14 protein-coding genes are annotated in these 17,352 nt (G+C 73.2%); 6 read left to right on the top strand and 8 right to left on the bottom strand.

Annotated elements, in window-relative coordinates; all coding sequences use genetic code 11:
- Positions 1-60 precede the first annotated feature (60 nt).
- Positions 61-2,814 (top strand): outer membrane protein assembly factor BamB family protein, encoded by a 2,754-nt coding sequence (locus OG599_RS23560; RefSeq protein WP_327177962.1) that lies wholly within the window; start codon positions 61-63, stop codon positions 2,812-2,814.
- A gap of 238 nt (positions 2,815-3,052) precedes the next feature.
- Positions 3,053-4,492: a C40 family peptidase gene (locus tag OG599_RS23555; RefSeq protein WP_327177961.1), complete on the top strand. Its 1,440-nt coding sequence runs from the start codon at positions 3,053-3,055 to the stop codon at positions 4,490-4,492.
- 17 nt (positions 4,493-4,509) lie between these two features.
- Here the strand turns inward: OG599_RS23555 and OG599_RS23550 are convergent, their stop codons facing one another.
- Entirely contained in the window at positions 4,510-5,367 is an 858-nt protein-coding gene (locus tag OG599_RS23550) for an SDR family NAD(P)-dependent oxidoreductase (RefSeq protein WP_442809515.1), read from the bottom strand.
- Positions 5,368-5,422: 55 nt separating this feature from the next.
- On the opposite strand from OG599_RS23550, the gene OG599_RS23545 reads away from it, so the two are divergent.
- A complete protein-coding gene (locus OG599_RS23545) occupies positions 5,423-6,274 on the top strand; it encodes a helix-turn-helix transcriptional regulator (protein WP_327177959.1) in 852 nt (283 codons plus the stop codon).
- A 336-nt stretch (positions 6,275-6,610) separates the two neighbouring features.
- Here OG599_RS23545 and OG599_RS23540 read toward each other — a convergent pair whose 3' ends face one another.
- The 6 genes from OG599_RS23540 to OG599_RS23515 form a co-directional block, all read right to left on the bottom strand.
- Positions 6,611-7,459, bottom strand: coding sequence for a hypothetical protein (locus OG599_RS23540; protein ID WP_327177958.1), 849 nt, complete (start codon positions 7,457-7,459; stop codon positions 6,611-6,613).
- A 284-nt stretch (positions 7,460-7,743) separates the two neighbouring features.
- Positions 7,744-8,979: a styrene monooxygenase/indole monooxygenase family protein gene (locus OG599_RS23535; protein ID WP_327177957.1), complete on the bottom strand. Its 1,236-nt coding sequence runs from the start codon at positions 8,977-8,979 to the stop codon at positions 7,744-7,746.
- A gap of 46 nt (positions 8,980-9,025) precedes the next feature.
- Positions 9,026-9,736, bottom strand: a complete 711-nt coding sequence (locus tag OG599_RS23530; RefSeq protein WP_327177956.1) for a GTP-binding protein — start codon at positions 9,734-9,736, stop codon at positions 9,026-9,028.
- On the bottom strand, positions 9,717-10,130 hold the full coding sequence (locus OG599_RS23525; protein WP_327177955.1) for a DUF742 domain-containing protein: 414 nt from the start codon (positions 10,128-10,130) through the stop codon (positions 9,717-9,719). Before OG599_RS23525 ends, OG599_RS23530 begins: the two co-directional genes overlap by 20 nt.
- The gene (locus tag OG599_RS23520; protein ID WP_327177954.1) at positions 10,127-10,606 is read right to left on the bottom strand and encodes a roadblock/LC7 domain-containing protein; all 480 of its coding nucleotides are present in this window, start codon (positions 10,604-10,606) and stop codon (positions 10,127-10,129) included. The genes OG599_RS23525 and OG599_RS23520 overlap by 4 nt, the downstream gene beginning before the upstream one ends.
- Positions 10,603-13,623, bottom strand: a complete 3,021-nt coding sequence (locus OG599_RS23515; protein WP_327180162.1) for a sensor histidine kinase — start codon at positions 13,621-13,623, stop codon at positions 10,603-10,605. The genes OG599_RS23520 and OG599_RS23515 overlap by 4 nt, the downstream gene beginning before the upstream one ends.
- A gap of 365 nt (positions 13,624-13,988) precedes the next feature.
- On the opposite strand from OG599_RS23515, the gene OG599_RS23510 reads away from it, so the two are divergent.
- Positions 13,989-14,774, top strand: a complete 786-nt coding sequence (locus OG599_RS23510) for a hypothetical protein (protein ID WP_327177953.1) — start codon at positions 13,989-13,991, stop codon at positions 14,772-14,774.
- Between the two features lie 29 nt (positions 14,775-14,803).
- Here the strand turns inward: OG599_RS23510 and OG599_RS23505 are convergent, their stop codons facing one another.
- Positions 14,804-15,301, bottom strand: a complete 498-nt coding sequence (locus OG599_RS23505) for a MarR family winged helix-turn-helix transcriptional regulator (protein WP_327177952.1) — start codon at positions 15,299-15,301, stop codon at positions 14,804-14,806.
- Between the two features lie 235 nt (positions 15,302-15,536).
- Here OG599_RS23505 and OG599_RS23500 point away from each other — a divergent pair, with 235 nt between their 5' ends.
- Both OG599_RS23500 and OG599_RS23495 read left to right on the top strand, forming a co-directional pair.
- Positions 15,537-16,376, top strand: a complete 840-nt coding sequence (locus OG599_RS23500) for a lysozyme (RefSeq protein WP_327177951.1) — start codon at positions 15,537-15,539, stop codon at positions 16,374-16,376.
- Between the two features lie 183 nt (positions 16,377-16,559).
- Positions 16,560-17,336 carry a polysaccharide deacetylase family protein gene (locus OG599_RS23495; RefSeq protein ID WP_442809513.1) on the top strand — a complete coding sequence of 259 codons (777 nt, stop codon included), beginning with the start codon at positions 16,560-16,562 and terminating at the stop codon, positions 17,334-17,336.
- Positions 17,337-17,352: the final 16 nt, after the last annotated feature.

Raw genomic sequence — 17,352 nt, 5'->3', positions numbered from 1 at the left:
GGCCCGAACCCCTAAGATCGGCGGTCAGGTGCCGAGGGACGGTCACGAGGGGGGTGCGCCATGAAGGCGCTTCGTCAGGACGATCCACGCCGCTTCGGCCCGTACACCGCGCTGGCCCGTCACCGCGAGACGGCGAGCGCGGTGAGTTACGTGGCGCGCGGCGCGGACGCCGAGGACCTGGTGCTGGTCACCGCCGCCCGGCCGGCCCTCGCCGGGGTGCCCGCCTTCCGGCGCCGCTTCCGGGCCGAGGTCCGTACGGCCGAACGACTGGCCGGGGGCTGGGTGCAGCCACCACTCGATGTCCCCGTCGCCCCCGGCGACGGCGGTGACGTTCCGCTCTCCGGTCCTGAGCGGCTCTGGACCGCCGCCCGTTACCTCCCCGCCCTGACGCTCGCCGAGGCCGTCGCCCTCGGCGGGCCGCTGCCCGAGCGGGCGGTACGGATACTGGGCGCGGGCATCGCCGAGGTGCTGGCCCGGGTGCACGCCACCGGCTCCGCCCTCCAGGGGCTCTCCCCGGACACCGTGCTGCTCGCCGCCGACGGGCCCCGGCTGACCGCCTTCGGCCCGCTGGGCGGGGCGGCCGCCGCCGAGGCGCTGCCGGGCGGGCAGCTCTCCGTACGGCTCGGCTACCTCACCCCGGAGCAGGTCGCGGGCGAGGAGGTGGGCGCCGCCTCCGACCTCTTCGTGCTCGGGCTGCTGCTGGCGTACGCGGCGACCGGGGCGACCCCGTTCGCCGAGGGCCCCGCCGAGAGCACGGCGGACCGGATCGCCCACGGGGAGCCCGGACTCGGCGGTGTACCCGCCGAGTTGCGGGAACTGATCGCCGGATGCCTGGCGAAGGACCCGAAGGCCCGCCCGAGCGCCGCGACCGTCGCCGCGTCGCTGGCGCTGGAGGGCGCCGCCGCGCTCGCCCGGAGCGGCTGGCTGCCGGAACGGCTCTCGGCGGCGGTGGCCGACCAGGAGGCCCGGGTGCGGGCGCTGGAGACCCCGGACGGTCCCGGCGCCCCGAACGGCCCCGAGGCCCCGGGCACCCAGGCCTCCGCCGGCTCTTCGGTCTCCCCGGCCTCCGCCGAGGCCCCGGTCTCCCCGGCCTCCGCCGAGAGCGGGTCGACCACCCGGTTCCTCAACACCCGTTCCCGCGAAGGGGAGCCGGACCACCCCACCACGCGGCTCGCCGCACTCCGCAAGCCCTCCCTGCCGGCCGGGCAGGCCCCCGCAACCGCCCCGGCAACCGGCCGGGCCCTGGCGACCCGGCGGCCCGCCCCGCCCGCGCCGGCCGTACCGCCGGGCGCCCCCTCCCCCGGCTCGCTGCTCCCCGCGCGCCGCCCGCTGGAGTCGCCGGCCGGCGGTTCGCTCTCCGCCCAGGCCCCGGCCGCCCCGGCCTACCCCGTTCCGTACTCCGGTACGTCCCTGCCCGGCGGCGGCAGCCTGCGCACCGGCGCGGCGGTCCCGCCGGTGCGGCAGCCCGCCGGGCCGGACCGGTCCTCACTCTTCCCCACCCGCAGGTCGCTGCTGGCCACGGCCGCCGCCGGGGCGTTGGGCCTCCTCGTCGGCGGGGTCGCGGTCGGCGCCCTCGGAACCGACGACGCACCCGCCCCCGTGGCCGACGGGAAACCCGAGCCGGCCAAGGGCCCCGCGCTGCCCGGGCAGCCGCCCGCCCTCACCTGGACGTACGCGCACCCGGCGTCCGAGGCGGAGCCGCTCACCGCCGCGCTCTGGCAGGACCGGCTGCTGGTGCTGACGAGCAAGGCCCAGGCGACGGCGGTGGACCTGCGCACGGGCAAGCGGGTCTGGCAGCGGGCGGACGCCGCCGGGGGCCAGGCGGCACTGGCCGCCGGGGACAGCCTCGTCTTCGTCGCGGGCCCGACCGCGTTCCTGTGGCTGTCGCCGGAGACGGGCGAGGTCGAGCACCGGGTGCGGTACGCGGACGGCTTCGCCGGCCTGCCCGGGCTCCGCGTCGGCACGCTCACCGGACAGTCGGGTTCGGTGGTCTGGTTCTCCGGCGCTCGGACGGTGACCGTGAAGGCCCCGAAGCCGGCGAAGGGCAAGAAGCCCGGCAAGGACAGGCAGGTCGTCCAGGCGTACTTCTTCGCGTACGACCTGGTGAGCCGTAAGGAGCTGTGGCGGGTCCAGGTACCGGCGGGCCGGGACGCGGCCGGTCCGGAGTACCGGCTGACGGCGGCCCGGCTGAACGACATCGTGGTGCGCCAGGACGCCTCCACCCTCACCCCCGGCGATGTGCGCGCCGCCAAGGGGAAGGGCTCCTTCCGCTGCTTCGACCGGACGACCGGGAAGCTGCTCTGGACCAAGCAGTTCGGCGTGGTCACCCCTGCGGGCGCCGCCGGCGGCGACGAGGAGGGGCGGCTCTTCGGCGCGGTCGGCGGCGCGCTGCAGTCCTGGGACACGGACAGCGGCAAACCGCTGTGGCGGCTCGACGGAACCGGCGCGACGTCGGAGTTCGCCACCCCGGTGGAGTCGGGCGACCTGATCGTCACCACCAACCGGAGCCAGGAGGTGGGCATGGTCGAACGCGAGACCGGCAAGCTCCTCTGGCTGCGCTCCACCGAGGTCCCGGCCGGCGGCGCCGCGCCCGCCGTCGCCGTCACCGCGTCCGGCGACACGGTCCTCGCCTCGGACACCACGCAGGTGACGGCGTTCGACGCGCGGGACGGGCGGCGGCTGTGGAAGTTCCAGGACATCGGGGTGGCCGATCCCAAGGGCGCCGCCGTCACCGGCCCGTACCGGACGCTGACGACCGGGCAGACCGCCGTCGTACTGCGGGGCCGGGCCGTCTACGCGTTCCCCGTGGCCTGACGGGCGACGGCCCGACGGACGACGCCCGACGAACGACGGCCCGACGGACGGCGGCCCGACGGACGACGGTCCGGGCCCGTCACCCCGCCGTACGGGGTGAGGCGGGGCGCCACGCCGTGCGGTGCTTGCGCCACCGGACCCCGAGTGAGCGGATAAATATGATTCGCACACTTTTAGGGGTCCCGGTCCGGTCCGACGTACGGAGGACGGGCCCCGCACCGTCACCGGAGGTGATGACGTGTCAGGCAGACTTCTGCGAGCGGTCTGCGCGACGGCGGTCCTGGCCGCCGTCGCCGCGCACGCCCCGGCCGGCGCCGACCCCGGCCCGCGACCGGCGCCCGAGCCCTCCGCCCAGGGCTCCTCACGCCCTCCGGAGGATGACGCGACCGGCCCGGCGACACCCGCCCCGTCCCCCGGAGCGTCCGAGGACCCGGCCCCTGCCCCGTCCGTAGGGACCGACGTCCCGTCCTCCAGCCCCGCCCCGTCCTCCAGCCCCGCCCCCTCGTCCAGACCCGCCCCGTCGTCGAGCCCGGCTCCGTCCCCCGGCGTGACCGTGGACGCCTCCGAGGCCCTGGTCGGCCGCACTCCGTCCGCGTCCGCCACCCCCGATGCCTCCACCCCCGATGCCTCCGCCCCCGAGGCCGCTCCCCAGGCCGCCCCCGCCCTGCTCACCGAACTCCGGACGCTCTTCCGGCGGATGGAGAAGGCCACCGAGACGTACAACGCGACCGACGAGAAGCTGGCGCGCCAGATGGCCGCCACCCGGAAGGCGAACGACGCCCTGACGAGGGCCCGGCGCACCCTCGGCTCCGGGCGCGCGGCAGCCGGGCGGCTGGCCCGGGAGCAGTACCGGGGCCGGTCCGACTTCTCCGCGTACCTCCGCCTGCTGCTGGCGGACGGGCCGTCCGACGCGTTCGGCCAGGGGCATGTGATCGCCCGCGCGGCGGCCGGGCGGGCGGCGACCCTGGACCGCCTCACGAAGGCCGAGAAGCGGGCCGGTGTCCTCGCGGTCGCCGCCCGCAAGGCACTCACCGAACAGCGGGCGCTCGCGGCGGAGCAGCGCAGGCAGCGCGACTCCGTACGGACGGCGCTGGACGGGGTGGAGGCGCGCCTGGCCGAGCTCACGCCCGGCCAACTCGGCGCGGTATCCGCCTTGGAGGACGAGCAGGTGGACGCGGCGCAGCAGGACCTCGTCAGCTCCGGCGCCCTCAGCTCGACGCGCCCGCCGTCGTGGGAGGGCGCCGAGGCGGTGGCGTACGCGATCGAGCAGATCGGCAAGCCGTACGAGTGGGGGGCCGAGGGGCCGGACAGCTTCGACTGCTCCGGGCTCACCATGCGGGCCTGGGAGCACGCCGGGCTGGCCGTCCCCCGGACCTCGCAGGAGCAGTGGGCCGAGCTGCCCCGCGTCCCGGTCTCCTCGCTGCGGCCGGGCGACCTCGTCGTGTACTACCCGGAGGCCACGCACGTGGCGCTGTACATCGGCGACGGCCTGGTGGTGCAGGCGCCGAGGCCGGGCGCACGGGTGAAGGTGTCGCCGCTGGCGTCGAACCCGCTGCTCGGCGCCGTACGCCCCGACCCGGAAGGCGTACCCCTCGGCACGTACACCCGGCCGGAGTTGCCGGAGGAGGCGTCGGAGGGCTCGGACACGGGGTACAGCGGGTCGACCGAGCCCGAGTGACGCGTTCGCGCGCGGCCTCAGATCGCCTGCATGCCGCCGTCGACCGGGAGGACCGCCCCGGTCACGTAGGAGGCGCGGTCGCTGAGGAGCCAGGCGGCGGCCTGGGCGATCTCGTCGGGGTCGGCCGCCCTGCGCAACGGGGTGCGGGCGTTGAGGTGGTCGACGACGCCGGGTGAGGCGTCGTCCCACGCGCGCATCATCTCGGTCAGCGTGGTGCCGGGGGCGATGGCGTTGACGCGGATGCCCTCCGGACCGTAGGTGGCGGCGGCCGATTCGGTGAGGCTGTTGACCGCCCGCTTCGTCGCGCCGTAGGCGGCGAGCGGGGGGTTGCCCCGGAGGCTGCCCACGGACGAGTTGTTGACGATCGCGCCCGTGCCCGCGGTGGCGCGGATGGCGGCGACCTCGGCGGACATGGCCAGCCACGAGCCCTTGAGGTTCACGGCACAGACGTGGTCGAAGTCCTCCTCGGACACCTGGTCCATCGGGGCCGGGGGCACGCTGGTCGCGGCGTTGTTGAAGGCGACGTCGAGTCGGCCGTACAGCTCGACCGCACGGTCGACGGCAGCCCGCACACTGGCCCCGTCGGCGAGGTCGCACACCGTGTACGCGGCGGTGCCGCCGGCCGCCCGGATCTTCTCGGTCACCGCCTTGAGCTCGTCCTCGGTACGGGCCGCGAGCAGCACCCGGGCTCCTTCCCGGGCGAACAGCCGGGCGGCGGCGGCACCGATGCCGCGACCGGCGCCGGTGACGAAGGCGACCTTGCCGGCGAGCAGACCACCGGTGGTGGTGGCGGGGGAGGAGGTGGTGTCTGCGGAGTGGTCGATGTGCGGTGCGTTGTCCATGGCCCCGAGTCTGGGTCCGGGCCCGGAGCTCATCCAGGCACCGGCGGTACCTGGATGGGCTCCCCTCCACCCGTGCAGACTGGGGTACGTGGACAGAGAAGAGCTGGCCGGTTTCCTGCGCGGCAGGCGTGAGCGCATCGCCCCTTCCGACGTGGGTCTGCCCGCAGGGCCGCGCCGCCGGACCCCGGGACTGCGCCGCGAGGAGGTGGCGCAGCTGGCGTTCATCTCGACCGAGTACTACACCCGGCTGGAGCAGGCCCGCGGCCCGCACCCCTCGCGCGAGGTGATCGACGCTCTGGCCCGGGCCCTGCGTCTGTCGGACGCCGAGTGCCACCACCTGCACCACCTCGCCGGTGCCCCGCCCGGCCCGCCGGACGGGCCCTCGCGGCACGTGCGGCAGAGCGTCCTCGACCTCCTGCGGCGGCTTCCGGACACGGCGGGGATCGTGCTCTCCGCGACCTTCGAGGTGATCGCCTGGAACGATCTGGCGGTCGCCCTCCTGGGGGACTTCTCCGCTCTGCCCCGGCGCGAGCGCAACCTGGTGCGCCAGGCCTTCCTCGCACCGCCCTCGCCGGACCGGCCGCTGCACGACCCGGCCGACGTGGAGGCATTCGCCCGCACGGCGGCCCAGCGCCTGCGCGCCGCCGCCGCACGCTACCCCGGCGACCCCGAGGTCTCCGCGCTCGTCGCCGATCTCCTCGCCGGAAGCCCGGAGTTCGCCCGGCTGTGGGCGGCCCACGACGTGCACGCCGAACCCGCCCTGCGCAAGACCGTCCACCATCCGCTGATCGGCCCCATCGCCCTCGACTGCGACGTCCTCGACATCACCGACCGGGACCAGCACGTGGTGCTCTACACGGCCGAGCCCGGCTCTCCGGCGCAGGAGGCGCTGCGGCTGCTGGCGGTGATCGGCACACAGCGCATGGACGTGCCGGGCTGAGGACCACCGGGCGCCCTCGACCGACGGCTCCGGTGGCTCCGCTCCCGTACCGCATGACCGCGAACCCGAGCGCGCAGACGCCCAGCCACATCAGCGTGCCCCACAGGGCGATGTCGGCGTACGTCGGCAACGCTCCGGAGATGGCGCCGAGGATCACGTCGAAGGGCGAGGAGAGGTCCAGTGACGCGGTCATCGATTCGACGGTCTCCGCCGTCGGGTCGAGGAGCACGATCAGGGCGAGGAGGACCGGCGCCTCCAGGAAGAGCAGGAGCAGGGACACCCGGCTCATCCGCCGGTGGGACCGCTTCCACTCCCCCCGTGATGTCTCCGCCGGTCTCATGCGTGGCCTCTGGTCAGGGTGTAGAGGTTCCAGGAGTCCGGGTCGCCGATGTACTGGTAGACGGTGACCCGCCCCTCGTCGCCGCCCACCTCCCAGGGATCGTCGTCGCCCCAGCCGCACTCCGGGACGGTGACGGAGACCGTCTGGCCCCAGTCCCCCTCACCGCGGTCGTAGGTCCAGGTGCCCTCGCCGGTACACCGCTCCATCCCCTCCGCGGTCTCGGCGTCGATGGCGGGATCTCCGACCGCCACGGACCGGGCGCTGCCGTCCTCCGCGAGGGTCAGGGTCCCGCCCTCCCCGTCGGTCCAGTCGCCCACCATCGAGGCGCGGGTGACGACCGGCGGGGCGTACGTGTCGACGAGGCCGAAGTCGAGGGCCATGAGCCCGAGAACGCCGATGCTCAGCACCCCCAGCGTGCCCCACAGCGCGATCGGGCCGAAGAGTCCCTTGCGCGCGACCCGGGTGACGAGACCGGCGACGGCGAGCAGGACCGTCGCCGCGCACCAGGCCGTCACCGCCTCGATCGGCCCGAGGTACCCGGTCCAGGCCGCGGCCGCCCCCAGCGGCGCGCATCCGGTCGCCGCGACCGCCGGCACCCACCACCACGCCTCACGGCCGCCGAACCTGCGCCCCAGCGCGTCGCTGAGCCGCACGGTGGGAATCACCAGGAGCAGCGACAGCACGGCTCCGACGAAAGCGCCCGGGATCGCGAGAAGGGGCACCAGGATCATCCCCGCATCGACGGAGTGCGCGCTCGGCGTCTCCTGCGTCTGCCCGTGGAGCGCGAAGAGGATGGCGACGGTCACCGCTTCCAGGAACAGCACGAGCAGCGAGATCAACAGCATGCAGTCGAAAGGACGTTCTTTCCTAGGACGTTCTTGCTTCACGGAGAGCCCCCCTCATGGCGGGCGGCCGGCACGCCGGACAGCAGGACGGGCAGCACGCCGAGAACGCGCGGCACGCCCGGTGGGCTACCGCGTCCCACTCATCCTGCCAGCACATTTGAACACGTTCAACATCGTTGGTCGCGTTCGACGGCGGACAGACCTCGCCCGACCCCGCGTACGCAAAAGGCGCCGGTCACCGACGGGTTGTCGGTGACCGGCGCCGGAAGCGCCAGCGGTGCGGGTCAGGCGCCCGCGACCGAGGCCAGGTACGCGTTCGTCTTCTCCGGCTCGAAGAAGAAGTTGTCGAAGTCGGCCGGGTCGTTGAACCCGTTGGCGAAGCGGTCGGCGACCGGCTGCATCTGGCCGGCGGCGCCGAGCAGGTTCAGCACGTGCTCCGGCGGGACCCCCAGCATGGCGTTCGTCCACTTCACCACGTGCTGGGCGGTGTCCCAGTAGCGGTCGAAGGTGGCCTGCATCCACTCGGCGTCGAACGCGCGGTCGCCGTGCTCGATGATCGACTCCAGGTAGGCGTTGGCGCACTTGGAGGCCGAGTTGGAGCCCTGGCCGGTGATGGGGTCGTTGGCCACGACCACGTCCGCGACACCGAGCACGAGGCCGCCGCCGGGGAGCCGGCCGATCGGGTTGCGCACGGTCGGCGCGTACCGGCCGGACAGGGTGCCGTTGGCGTCGGTCAGCTCGACCTTGGTGGCGCGGGCGTACTCCCACGGCGTGAACCGCTCCATGAGCTCCAGCGTCTTGGCCAGGTGCTCCGAGGGGTCCTTGATGCCCTGGAAGACGTCGAGCGGGCCGCCCGGGACGCCCTCCCAGAAGAGGATGTCCGCGCGCCCCGAGGTCGTCAGCGTCGGCATCACGAAGAGCTCGCCGACGCCCGGCACCAGGTTGCAGCGGACGGCGTCGAACTCGGGGTGCTCCGGGCGCGGGCCCATGCCGTGGACGTACGCGACGGCCAGCGCCCGCTGGGGGGCGTCGAACGGCGAACGCGACGCGTCCCGGCCGAACATGGAGACCAGCTCGCCCTTGCCGGCCGAGACCATCACCAGGTCGTACGTACGGGAGAAGTAGTCCAGGTCCGAGACGGCCGCACCGTGGATGACGAGCTGGCCGCCGCGCTGGGCGAAGGTCTCCATCCAGCCGGCCATCTTCACCCGCTGGTCCACCGACTGCGCGAAGCCGTCCAGCTTGCCGACCCAGTCGATGACCCGGGAGGAGTCGGGGCCCGCGACCGAGACGCCGAGGCCCTCGATCTTCGGGGCCTGGGTCTCCCAGAAGTTGAGCTGGTAGTCGCGCTCGTACTGGAGAGCGGTGTCGAACATGCACTGCGTGGACATGACCCGGCCGGTCCGGATCTCGTCGGCCGTGCGGTTCGACATGAGGGTGACTTCGTACCCGCGTGACTGCAGGCCGAGGGCGAGCTGAAGTCCGGACTGGCCGGCTCCGACTATGAGTATCTTCCGCATGGGACGGTTCTCCGTTTACGTGGTACGACGATCGGGGGCGCGCTTCTCAGACAGGGGTGGCGTCGAGAGCATGGCCCACGAGGGTGAGCAGCGACTCGACGACGGTGATCCTGTGACGCGCGTCCATGATCACCACAGGCACGTGCTGAGGGACACTCAGGGCCTCGCGGACGTCGATCGCTTCGTAGCGGTCCGACCCCTCGAAGTGGTTGACGGCCACGATGTACGGCAGCCCGCAGCTCTCGAAGTAGTCGAGCGCCGGGAAGCAGTCGGCGAGACGGCGGGTGTCGGCCATGACGATCGCGCCGATGGCGCCGCGCACCAGGTCGTCCCACATGAACCAGAACCGCTGCTGGCCGGGCGTGCCGAAGACGTACAGCACGAGGTCGTCGTCGAGCGTGAGGCGGCCGAAGTCCATGGCCACGGTGGTGGTGGACTTGTCCGGGGTCGCGGTGAGGTCGTCGGTCTCCTCACTGGCCCGCGTCATGACCGCTTCGGTCTTCAGCGGGGTGATCTCGGAGACCGCGCTCACGAAGGTCGTCTTGCCCACGCCGAAGCCGCCCGCCACCACGATCTTGGTCGCGGTGGGTGCGCGCGTGTGGTCCAGCTGCCACGCCTGGATGGACTCCTCGGTCCGGTCCTGGGGCCCCGGCTGACGCGGGGTGAAGAGCGTCTGCTCCGCGGGTTTCGGCTCGGCGGGCGCGGGGTCCGCGAGCGTAGGCCCGGACAGCTTCGGCTCAGAGACGACGGAGTCCATTGAGCACCCTTTCGAGCAGTGCGCGGTCGGGCTGACCGGCGCCGTGGCCGGTTCCGTACACGCGGATCTTTCCCTGGTCGGCCAGGTCGCTGAGCAGCACCCGGACCACACCGAGCGGCATCTGCAGCAGGGCGGAGATCTCGGCCACCGTACGCATCCGGCGGCAGAGTTCGACGATCGCCCGGAGCTCCGGCATGACCCGTGTGCTGAGGTTTCCGCCGGTGAGCTCGCGGCGCTCCTCGGGCGCCTCCAGCGCGGCGACGAAGGTCTCGACGAGCAGCACGTGCCCGAAGCGGGTGCGTCCGCCGGTGAGGGAGTACGGACGGACCCGTGCGGGCTTCCGGTCGGACCCCCGCACGGGGAGCCTGCGGGCGGGTTCGGCGGCGGACGTCACTGGGCGCTCTCCATCGATTTGCGCAGCTCATTGCGGAGTTCGGGGGTGAGGACGTGTCCGGCCCGGCCGACGAAGAGCGCCATGTGGTACGCGATGACGCCCATGTCGCAGTCGGGGGTGGCGTGGACGCCGAGGAGCGAACCGTCACTGATCGACATGACGAAGACGCTTCCTTCCTCCATCGCGACCATCGTCTGCTTGACGCCGCCGCCGTCCATCAGCTTCGCGGCCCCCATGGTGAGGGACCCGATGCCGGAGACGATGGTGGCGAGGTCGGCGCTGGAGCCCCTGGGGCTCTGCTGGTTCCCCGCGGCCGGAGCGGCCTGGTGTCCGGGGTCGGAGGAGAGCAGCATGAGCCCGTCGGACGAGACGACCGTGACCGAGTGGACCCCTGGTACCTCCTCCACCAGATTGCTCAGCAGCCAGTGCAGGTTCCGGGCTTCGGTGCTCAGCCCGAATGTGCTGGGCGCAGTCAACTGCGTGCCTCCTCGACAGTGTCCCCCGTCTCCTGGCCGTCCGGGCGGCCGGCCAGGTCGGTGCGTGCGGTCGGCGCGGCAGGAACCTCGGGTTCCACGCCTTCCGCGATCTCGGCTTCCACGTCCCGGCGGCCTTCCCGCGCTCCCCGCTGGAATCCGCCGAGCCGGCGCCGGAGCGCTTCCTTGTCCAGGCTGCCCGTGCGCTCCGCGGACGGTGAGTCGGCGGGCTTGACCACCCGGGGGGTGCGCTTGGGCAGCCCCTTGTCCGTGACCCGCTCGGGCTGCCGGGGACCCGGCACGGACTCGGTGGAAGCGGCCTCCCGCACGGGAAGCGGTTCGGCCTGCGGGATCTGCGGGGCCTGGGGGGCCTGCGGGGCCTGGGAGTACGGGGCGGGACCGGTCCCGGGGAGCGGGAACGGCCGGGGCTCCGGTGCCTCGTACGGGTCGTGGGCGGCCGGGGCGTGCGGACCCGCCGTGTCGGCGGACCGCTCGTGCTGGTCGGGGCCGATGGCGTACGGGTTCCCGGGCGCGTCCGGGGCCGCCGCGGGGGCCGGCTGCACGTCCTCCTCCGGCACCGTCGGGAGCCGGAACTGCATGGTGGTCTCGGCCGGGGTCTCCACCGGGGCCGACGGCTCCGCGGCCGGTCCGCCGGGGACGGTGGCGGCCGGTGCCTCGGGAGCGGCGGCCGGTGCCTGGTGCGCCTCGGGAGCGGCGGCCGGGACCGCCTGCGGGCCCGCGTCCCGGATGGTCCGCTCGGCGGCGGCGATCAGCGGGTCGTCGGCGGGGAGGACGAGCGAACGGCTCTGGAGCGTGTTGGAGTTCGCCTCGGCGACGGAACCCGGGAGGTTCAGCGCCGGCGCGCCGCCCGGCACGTTCACCGGCGGCGGCGAGGCGGCCGGCGGGGCCTTCGGCAGCAGGGCCTGGGGCAGCACGACGACCGCCGCCACGCCGGTGCCGGTCTTCTGCGGCTGCAGCCGCACCTGTACGCCGTGGCGCGCGGCCAGCAGCGAGGAGACCTGGAGGCCGAGGCCGGTGCTGTCGTCGGACGGGTCCCCGACCCGGAAGGAGTTCGGGTCGGCCAGCCGGAGGTTGACCTCCTCCATCCGCGCCGCCGACATTCCGATGCCCTCATCCTGCACGGAGAGCATCACCTCGCCGGTCTCCAGCAGCCAGCCGGAGAGCTCGACGCGCGAGTCGGGCGGCGAGAACGCGGTCGCGTTCTCCAGGAGTTCGGCGACCAGGTGGCTCAGGTCGTCGGCGGCGAACCCGGCGATCTGGGCGTACGGCGGCAGGGACTGGATGGTGACGCGTTCGTACCGCTCGATCTCGCTGACGGCGGCACGGGCCACGTCGACCAGCGGGATCGGTCCGGGGTGCCCCTGACCGTGGTCGGCGCCCGCGAGGACCAGCATGTTCTCGCCGTGGCGGCGCATCACGGTGGCGAGGTGGTCGAGCTTGAAGAGGGTGGCCAGCCGCTCCGGGTCCTGCTCGCGCTCCTCCAGGTTCTCGATCACGCCCAGCTGGCGCTCGACGAGCCCGAGGCTGCGCAGCGAGAGGTTGACGAAGGTGTGGTGCACGGTGTTGCGCAGCCGCTGGAGTTCCGCGGTGAGGTCGGCGACCTGGACCTGGAGTTCGGCGCGCTGGAGGGTGAGCGCCTCGCGCCCGGCGACCAGTTCGGCGTGCTCGGCCCGCAGACCGCCGGCCTGCCCGGCGAACTCGCCGTGCAGGGCGAGCAACCGCGCGTGCAGGGCGTTGATCGAGCGGACCACCTGGGCGAACTCGTCGTTGCGGCCCCGGTAGGCGATCGCTTCCGAGGTCTCCGGTTCGGCGGCCAGCCGGGCGGAGCCGATGCGCAGCACGGCGAGCGGCTGGGTGAGGGTGCGGGCGACGGCGGTGGAGACGCCGACCGCGATCAGGAAGCAGCCGCCGAGCAGGGCGAGGGAGAGTTCCAGCCCGGTGACGTCGTCGTCGCGGAGCTTCTCCAGCCGCTGCACCTGGGCGGTGCCGAGCGCCGACTCGACGCCGCGCATCCGGTCGATGCGCGCGGAGAGGGCGGCGGAAAGCTTCTTCGAGCTGGTCTTCTGCTCGGAGTCGGAGAGTTCGGGGCTGTCGGTCAGGGCGGCGAGGTACTTCTCGGCGCTGTTGACCTCGGGCCCGGTGACGGTGGAGGAGAGCTTGTCGCGGGCGCCGGTGCCGGCTGCCTGGTCGAAGTCGGCGAGGGCGGCGAGTTCGCGGACCCGGGCCTGCTGGGCGGCGGCGCTCAGCTCGTCCCGGGCGTGGTCGTCGGCCGACTTCTCGTCGTCGTCGCTCTGCACGGGGAGCCCGGTGTAGGGGTCGTACTCCTGGACCGGTGCCGGGCTGGGCACGGCGAGGGCCGCGAGGAGCAGTCCCCGGGTGGCGGAGGCCTGTTCGACGGCGGTGGAGAGGGCGAGCGGCGCGCGGGTGGCGGCGGCCGCGCGCGGCGGGGTCGTCTCGGCGAGTTCGGCGGCGAGGTCGTGGAGCTTGGCGATGACCTCGCTGTACGCCTGGTGGGCGGCGAGGGCCGAGCCCTTGCCGCTGACCGCGTCGCGGCGCAGCGACGGGACGGTGGAGAGGTCCCGGCGGAGCGTGTCGGGGGCGGCCTCGCGGATCTCGTCGATCTGCTGGTCGACCCGGGCGCTGAGGCTGTCGTCGCCGGGCTTGGCGTCGCCGCCGTCGCCGTTGCCGTCGTAGGTCTTACGGCCGCCCGCGATGTACGCGGTGATCGCGTCGCGTTCGTCGGCGAGGGAGTGGGCGAGCGTGATGGCCTGCTGGTCGAGCTCGGCCAGCGTCACCAGGTTCTGCGACTCGTTGAGGTCGGAGGAGGCGCTGAGGGCCGCCGGGGCACCCGCCGCTATGACGGTGATCCCGACGACGGCGACGCCCGCGACGAGTCGCCGGCGCACGCGCACCTTGCGCTTGTCGCCGCCCGCCACCGGAGCGGTCGCCCCGGAAACGTCCTGCGTGCTGACCTTGCTCCGCGGCCGCTTCTTCTGCACCGGTGCTCGCATTCTTGACTCGTCCGCCCATGAAGCAGAAGTGACGCAACGTCACGTGCGCGCCCTCCCCTGCAACTGGTCCAGCTTCTGACCATTCCAGCCCTTTTGGGAGGGGGATGCGCATCGACCGCTCCGCCACTCGAACGAGTGAACATCACTCGTGAGCGGGCGAACAAGTCTCCCCCGCGCGGCCACTCCCCATACGTCGGACGCCGGGTGGACCTTCCGCGCGGGCTTTGGCAGGATGCCCGCCCGCACCCCGCCGGTGCCGCCGCCGCCGCCCGTGGGGCCCGGCCTGACCTGCTGGTACACGGTGACATGCGCGGCGTGCAGGCGGTGTGAAGGCGTCGTGCAGACTGGCTGCCATGCGCATCGAACTCGCCGGTACGCCCGGCAGCCCCGAACGCCCCAACGAGGATTGGGTCATGGCCGCCCTCCCCGCGTCCGGCCAGGGCGGGTGCCTGGTCCTGCTGGACGGGGTGACTCCCCCTCCGGGTGATGACGGTTGTGTGCACTCGGTGCCGTGGTTCACCTCGCGGCTGGGCGGAGCGCTGGCCGAACTGTCCGCTTCACGCCCGGATCTGACTCTGGAGGAGGTCCTCGCGGAGTCCATCGGGCGCACCGCGGACGCCCATCGCGCCCCCTGTGACCTTTCTCACGTAAGGACGCCTCAGGCAACCGTCGTCCTGGTCCGCTGGGACGAGGCGGCGATCGAGTACCTGGTGCTCTCCGATTCGGCCCTGCTGCTGGAGCTTCTCGACGGGAGCGTACGCGCGGTGATCGACGACCGGCTCGACCGGCTGCCGCCGGGGATGCTCTCGTCCATGGAGCTGACGGACTCGCTGGCCCGGAACAAGGAGGGCGGGTTCTTCACCGCCGCCGCCGATCCCGCCGTCGCGTCGCGCGCGGTGACCGGCGGGCTGCCGCTCGGGGAGGTACGCGCGCTGGCCGCCCTGACGGACGGGGCGAGCCGCTGGACCGAGGTGTTCCAGGAGGGCGACTGGCGCGACGCGTTGGGGGTGCTGCGCTCGGCGGGACCCCAGCGCCTCATCGACCGCGTACGGGAACGCGAGCGGGCCGACACCGACCGGGTCCACCTGGGCCGGGGCAAGCGGCACGACGACGCCACGGCGGTCCTGGTGGAGTTCTGAGCGCGACGAAGGGGCGCCGCCCGGCACCGTCAGCCTTCGGCGCGCGCGTTGAACTGGTGCAGCAGGCGCGCGAGTTCGGCGACCTCGGCGCGGTCCCAGTCGGCGAGCTTGCGGACGTAGCGGGCCCGCCGGGCGTCACGGACGTGGCGGAACCGGGCGAGCCCCTCCTCGGTGAGGTGGACGAGCGAGGCGCGGCCGTCCTCGGGGTCCGGTTCACGGTTCACCAGACCGAGATCCTCCAGGGCGCGCAGTTGACGGCTCATGGTGGCTTTGCCGACCCCGAACCAGGCCGCGAGCTCGGTGGCCCGCTGCTGCCCGGCGGATTCCAGGCGTACGAGCAAGCCGTAGGCGGCGGACTCCAGTTCGGGGTGGACCTCGCGGGCCATCTCGCCGGAAGTGGCGCGCGCCCGCCGCAGGATCACGGCCAGTTCGTGTTCGAGCGCGAGGAAAGCCCGATCCGCCGGGACCCCGGCGGCGGTGTCGGGCCCGGTCCCGCTGTCCTTCTCCTCCACCACGGCACCTCTCATACGCTTTCCACCTCTGAAACTTTCGCCCGCCGCGGTTCTTTTCCGCAGCTGGGCCAGTATTTCGCAGGAGTAGACCACAGACGGGTCCAGGACCCTCTTCCGGAGGACGGGTCAACGCGCGTAGCGTCATTCTCGTCATGTTCGTGACAGAACACGACCACCGGGGCCCGGCCCCGCACGCACCCCGGTTCGCGGTTCCCCCCACCGTCCCTCACCGAACCACGGAGGCACGCCCATGTCCGCGCACAGATCCCGTTCCCGCACGGCCCGTCTGCTCGCTCCGGCCGGCACCCTGCTCGCCGCGCTCTCGCTCCTGTTCTCCCTGCCCGGTGCCGCCTCGGCCGCCGGCGCCTCGGCCGCCGCCGTCCCGGCCCGCGGCACGGCCTCGCTCGGCATGGGCGTCGTCGCCCACGACGGCCGGGGCCCCCTGCCGGTCGGCACGACCGCGACCCAGACCGAGGGCGTCGACGTCAGCGGGCACCAGGGCAACGTCGCCTGGTCGACGCTGTGGAGCGCCGGCGTCAAGTGGGCGTACGTGAAGGCGACCGAGGGGACGTACTACAAGAACACCTCGTTCTCGCAGCAGTACTCGGGCTCGTACAACGTCGGGATGATCCGCGGTTCGTACCACTTCGCCACCCCGGACACGACCTCCGGCGCCGTGCAGGCGAACTACTTCGCGGACAACGGCGGCGGCTGGTCCCGGGACGGCCGGACGCTCCCGGGCGTGCTGGACATCGAGTGGAACCCGTACGGCGACCAGTGCTACGGCAAGACCCCGGCCGCGATGGTCTCCTGGATACGCGACTTCGTGAACACCTACAAGGCGCGCACCGGACGGGACGCGGTGATCTACACGGCCACCAGCTGGTGGACGACCTGCACCGGCGGCAACGCGGGCTTCGGCGCGACCAACCCGCTCTGGGTGGCCCGCTACAACACCACGGTCGGCGCACTCCCCGCAGGCTGGGACTACTACACGATCTGGCAGTACACCTCGACCGGTACGACGGTCGGCGACCACGACAAGTTCAACGGCGCGCTGGACCGCGTCCAGGCCCTCGCGAACGGCTGACCTACCGCCACATTCGGCGTGATCCCCCGCCCGTGGTCCCGGTGACGCACTCGTCACCGGGACCACGGCCCAGGGGCCCCATCGGACGTCCGGCCCCCACTATCCACCAGTTGTATACACGGTATGTATAGTCCGGGCTGCCGTACCGGACGTACGGCTGTACCGCGCCGTACCGACCGATGGATGGATCCACCCGTGCTCAGAAGGACGCCGAAGCGCCGCACCTGGTCGACCGCCGCCCTGGGGGCCGCGCTCGCCCTCACCCTGGGCGGCTGCTCCATGGCCACCACCGCCCCCGCCACGGCGCGCGACGAGGCGGCCGCCGACGCGAAGGGCGAACCCGGCCCGGTGGACTGCCGCGTGGCGAAGTGCATCGCGCTGACCTTCGACGCGGGGCCGGGCGAGGACACCCCGCACCTGCTGGACGTGCTCAAGGAGAAGAAGGTGCACGCGACCTTCTTCCTGCTGGGCAAGAACCACGTCCTCAAGCACCCCGACACCGTGCGCCGGATCTCGGACGAGGGCCACGAAGTGGCCAACCACACGTGGTCGCACGAGATCCTGACGGACAAGAAGCCGGACGAGATACGCGCCGAGCTGGAGAAGACCCAGGACGCCATAGCGAAGATCACCGGGAAGAAGCCCCGGCTGATGCGTCCGCCCCAGGGCCGTACCGACGACACCGTCTCGGAGATCAGCAAGGAGCTGGGGCTCTCCCAGATCCTGTGGAGCGCGACCGCCAAGGACTACTCGACCACCGACTCGGCGCTGATCGAGAAGCGCATCCTGGACCAGGCGAGCCGGGACGGCATCATCCTGCTCCACGACATATACAAGGGGTCCGTGCCCGCCGTGCCGGGCATCATCGACGCCCTGCGGGCACGCGGCTACACCTTCGTGACCGTCCCCGAGCTGATGGCCCCCGCCGCGCCCGAGCCCGGCACGATCTACCGCCCCTGATCCCCCGCCGCACGCG

The organism is Streptomyces sp. NBC_01335 (assembly GCF_035953295.1).
In the GTDB taxonomy this organism is placed as follows: domain Bacteria; phylum Actinomycetota; class Actinomycetes; order Streptomycetales; family Streptomycetaceae; genus Streptomyces.
This window is presented reverse-complemented; position numbering and strand designations above follow the sequence as displayed.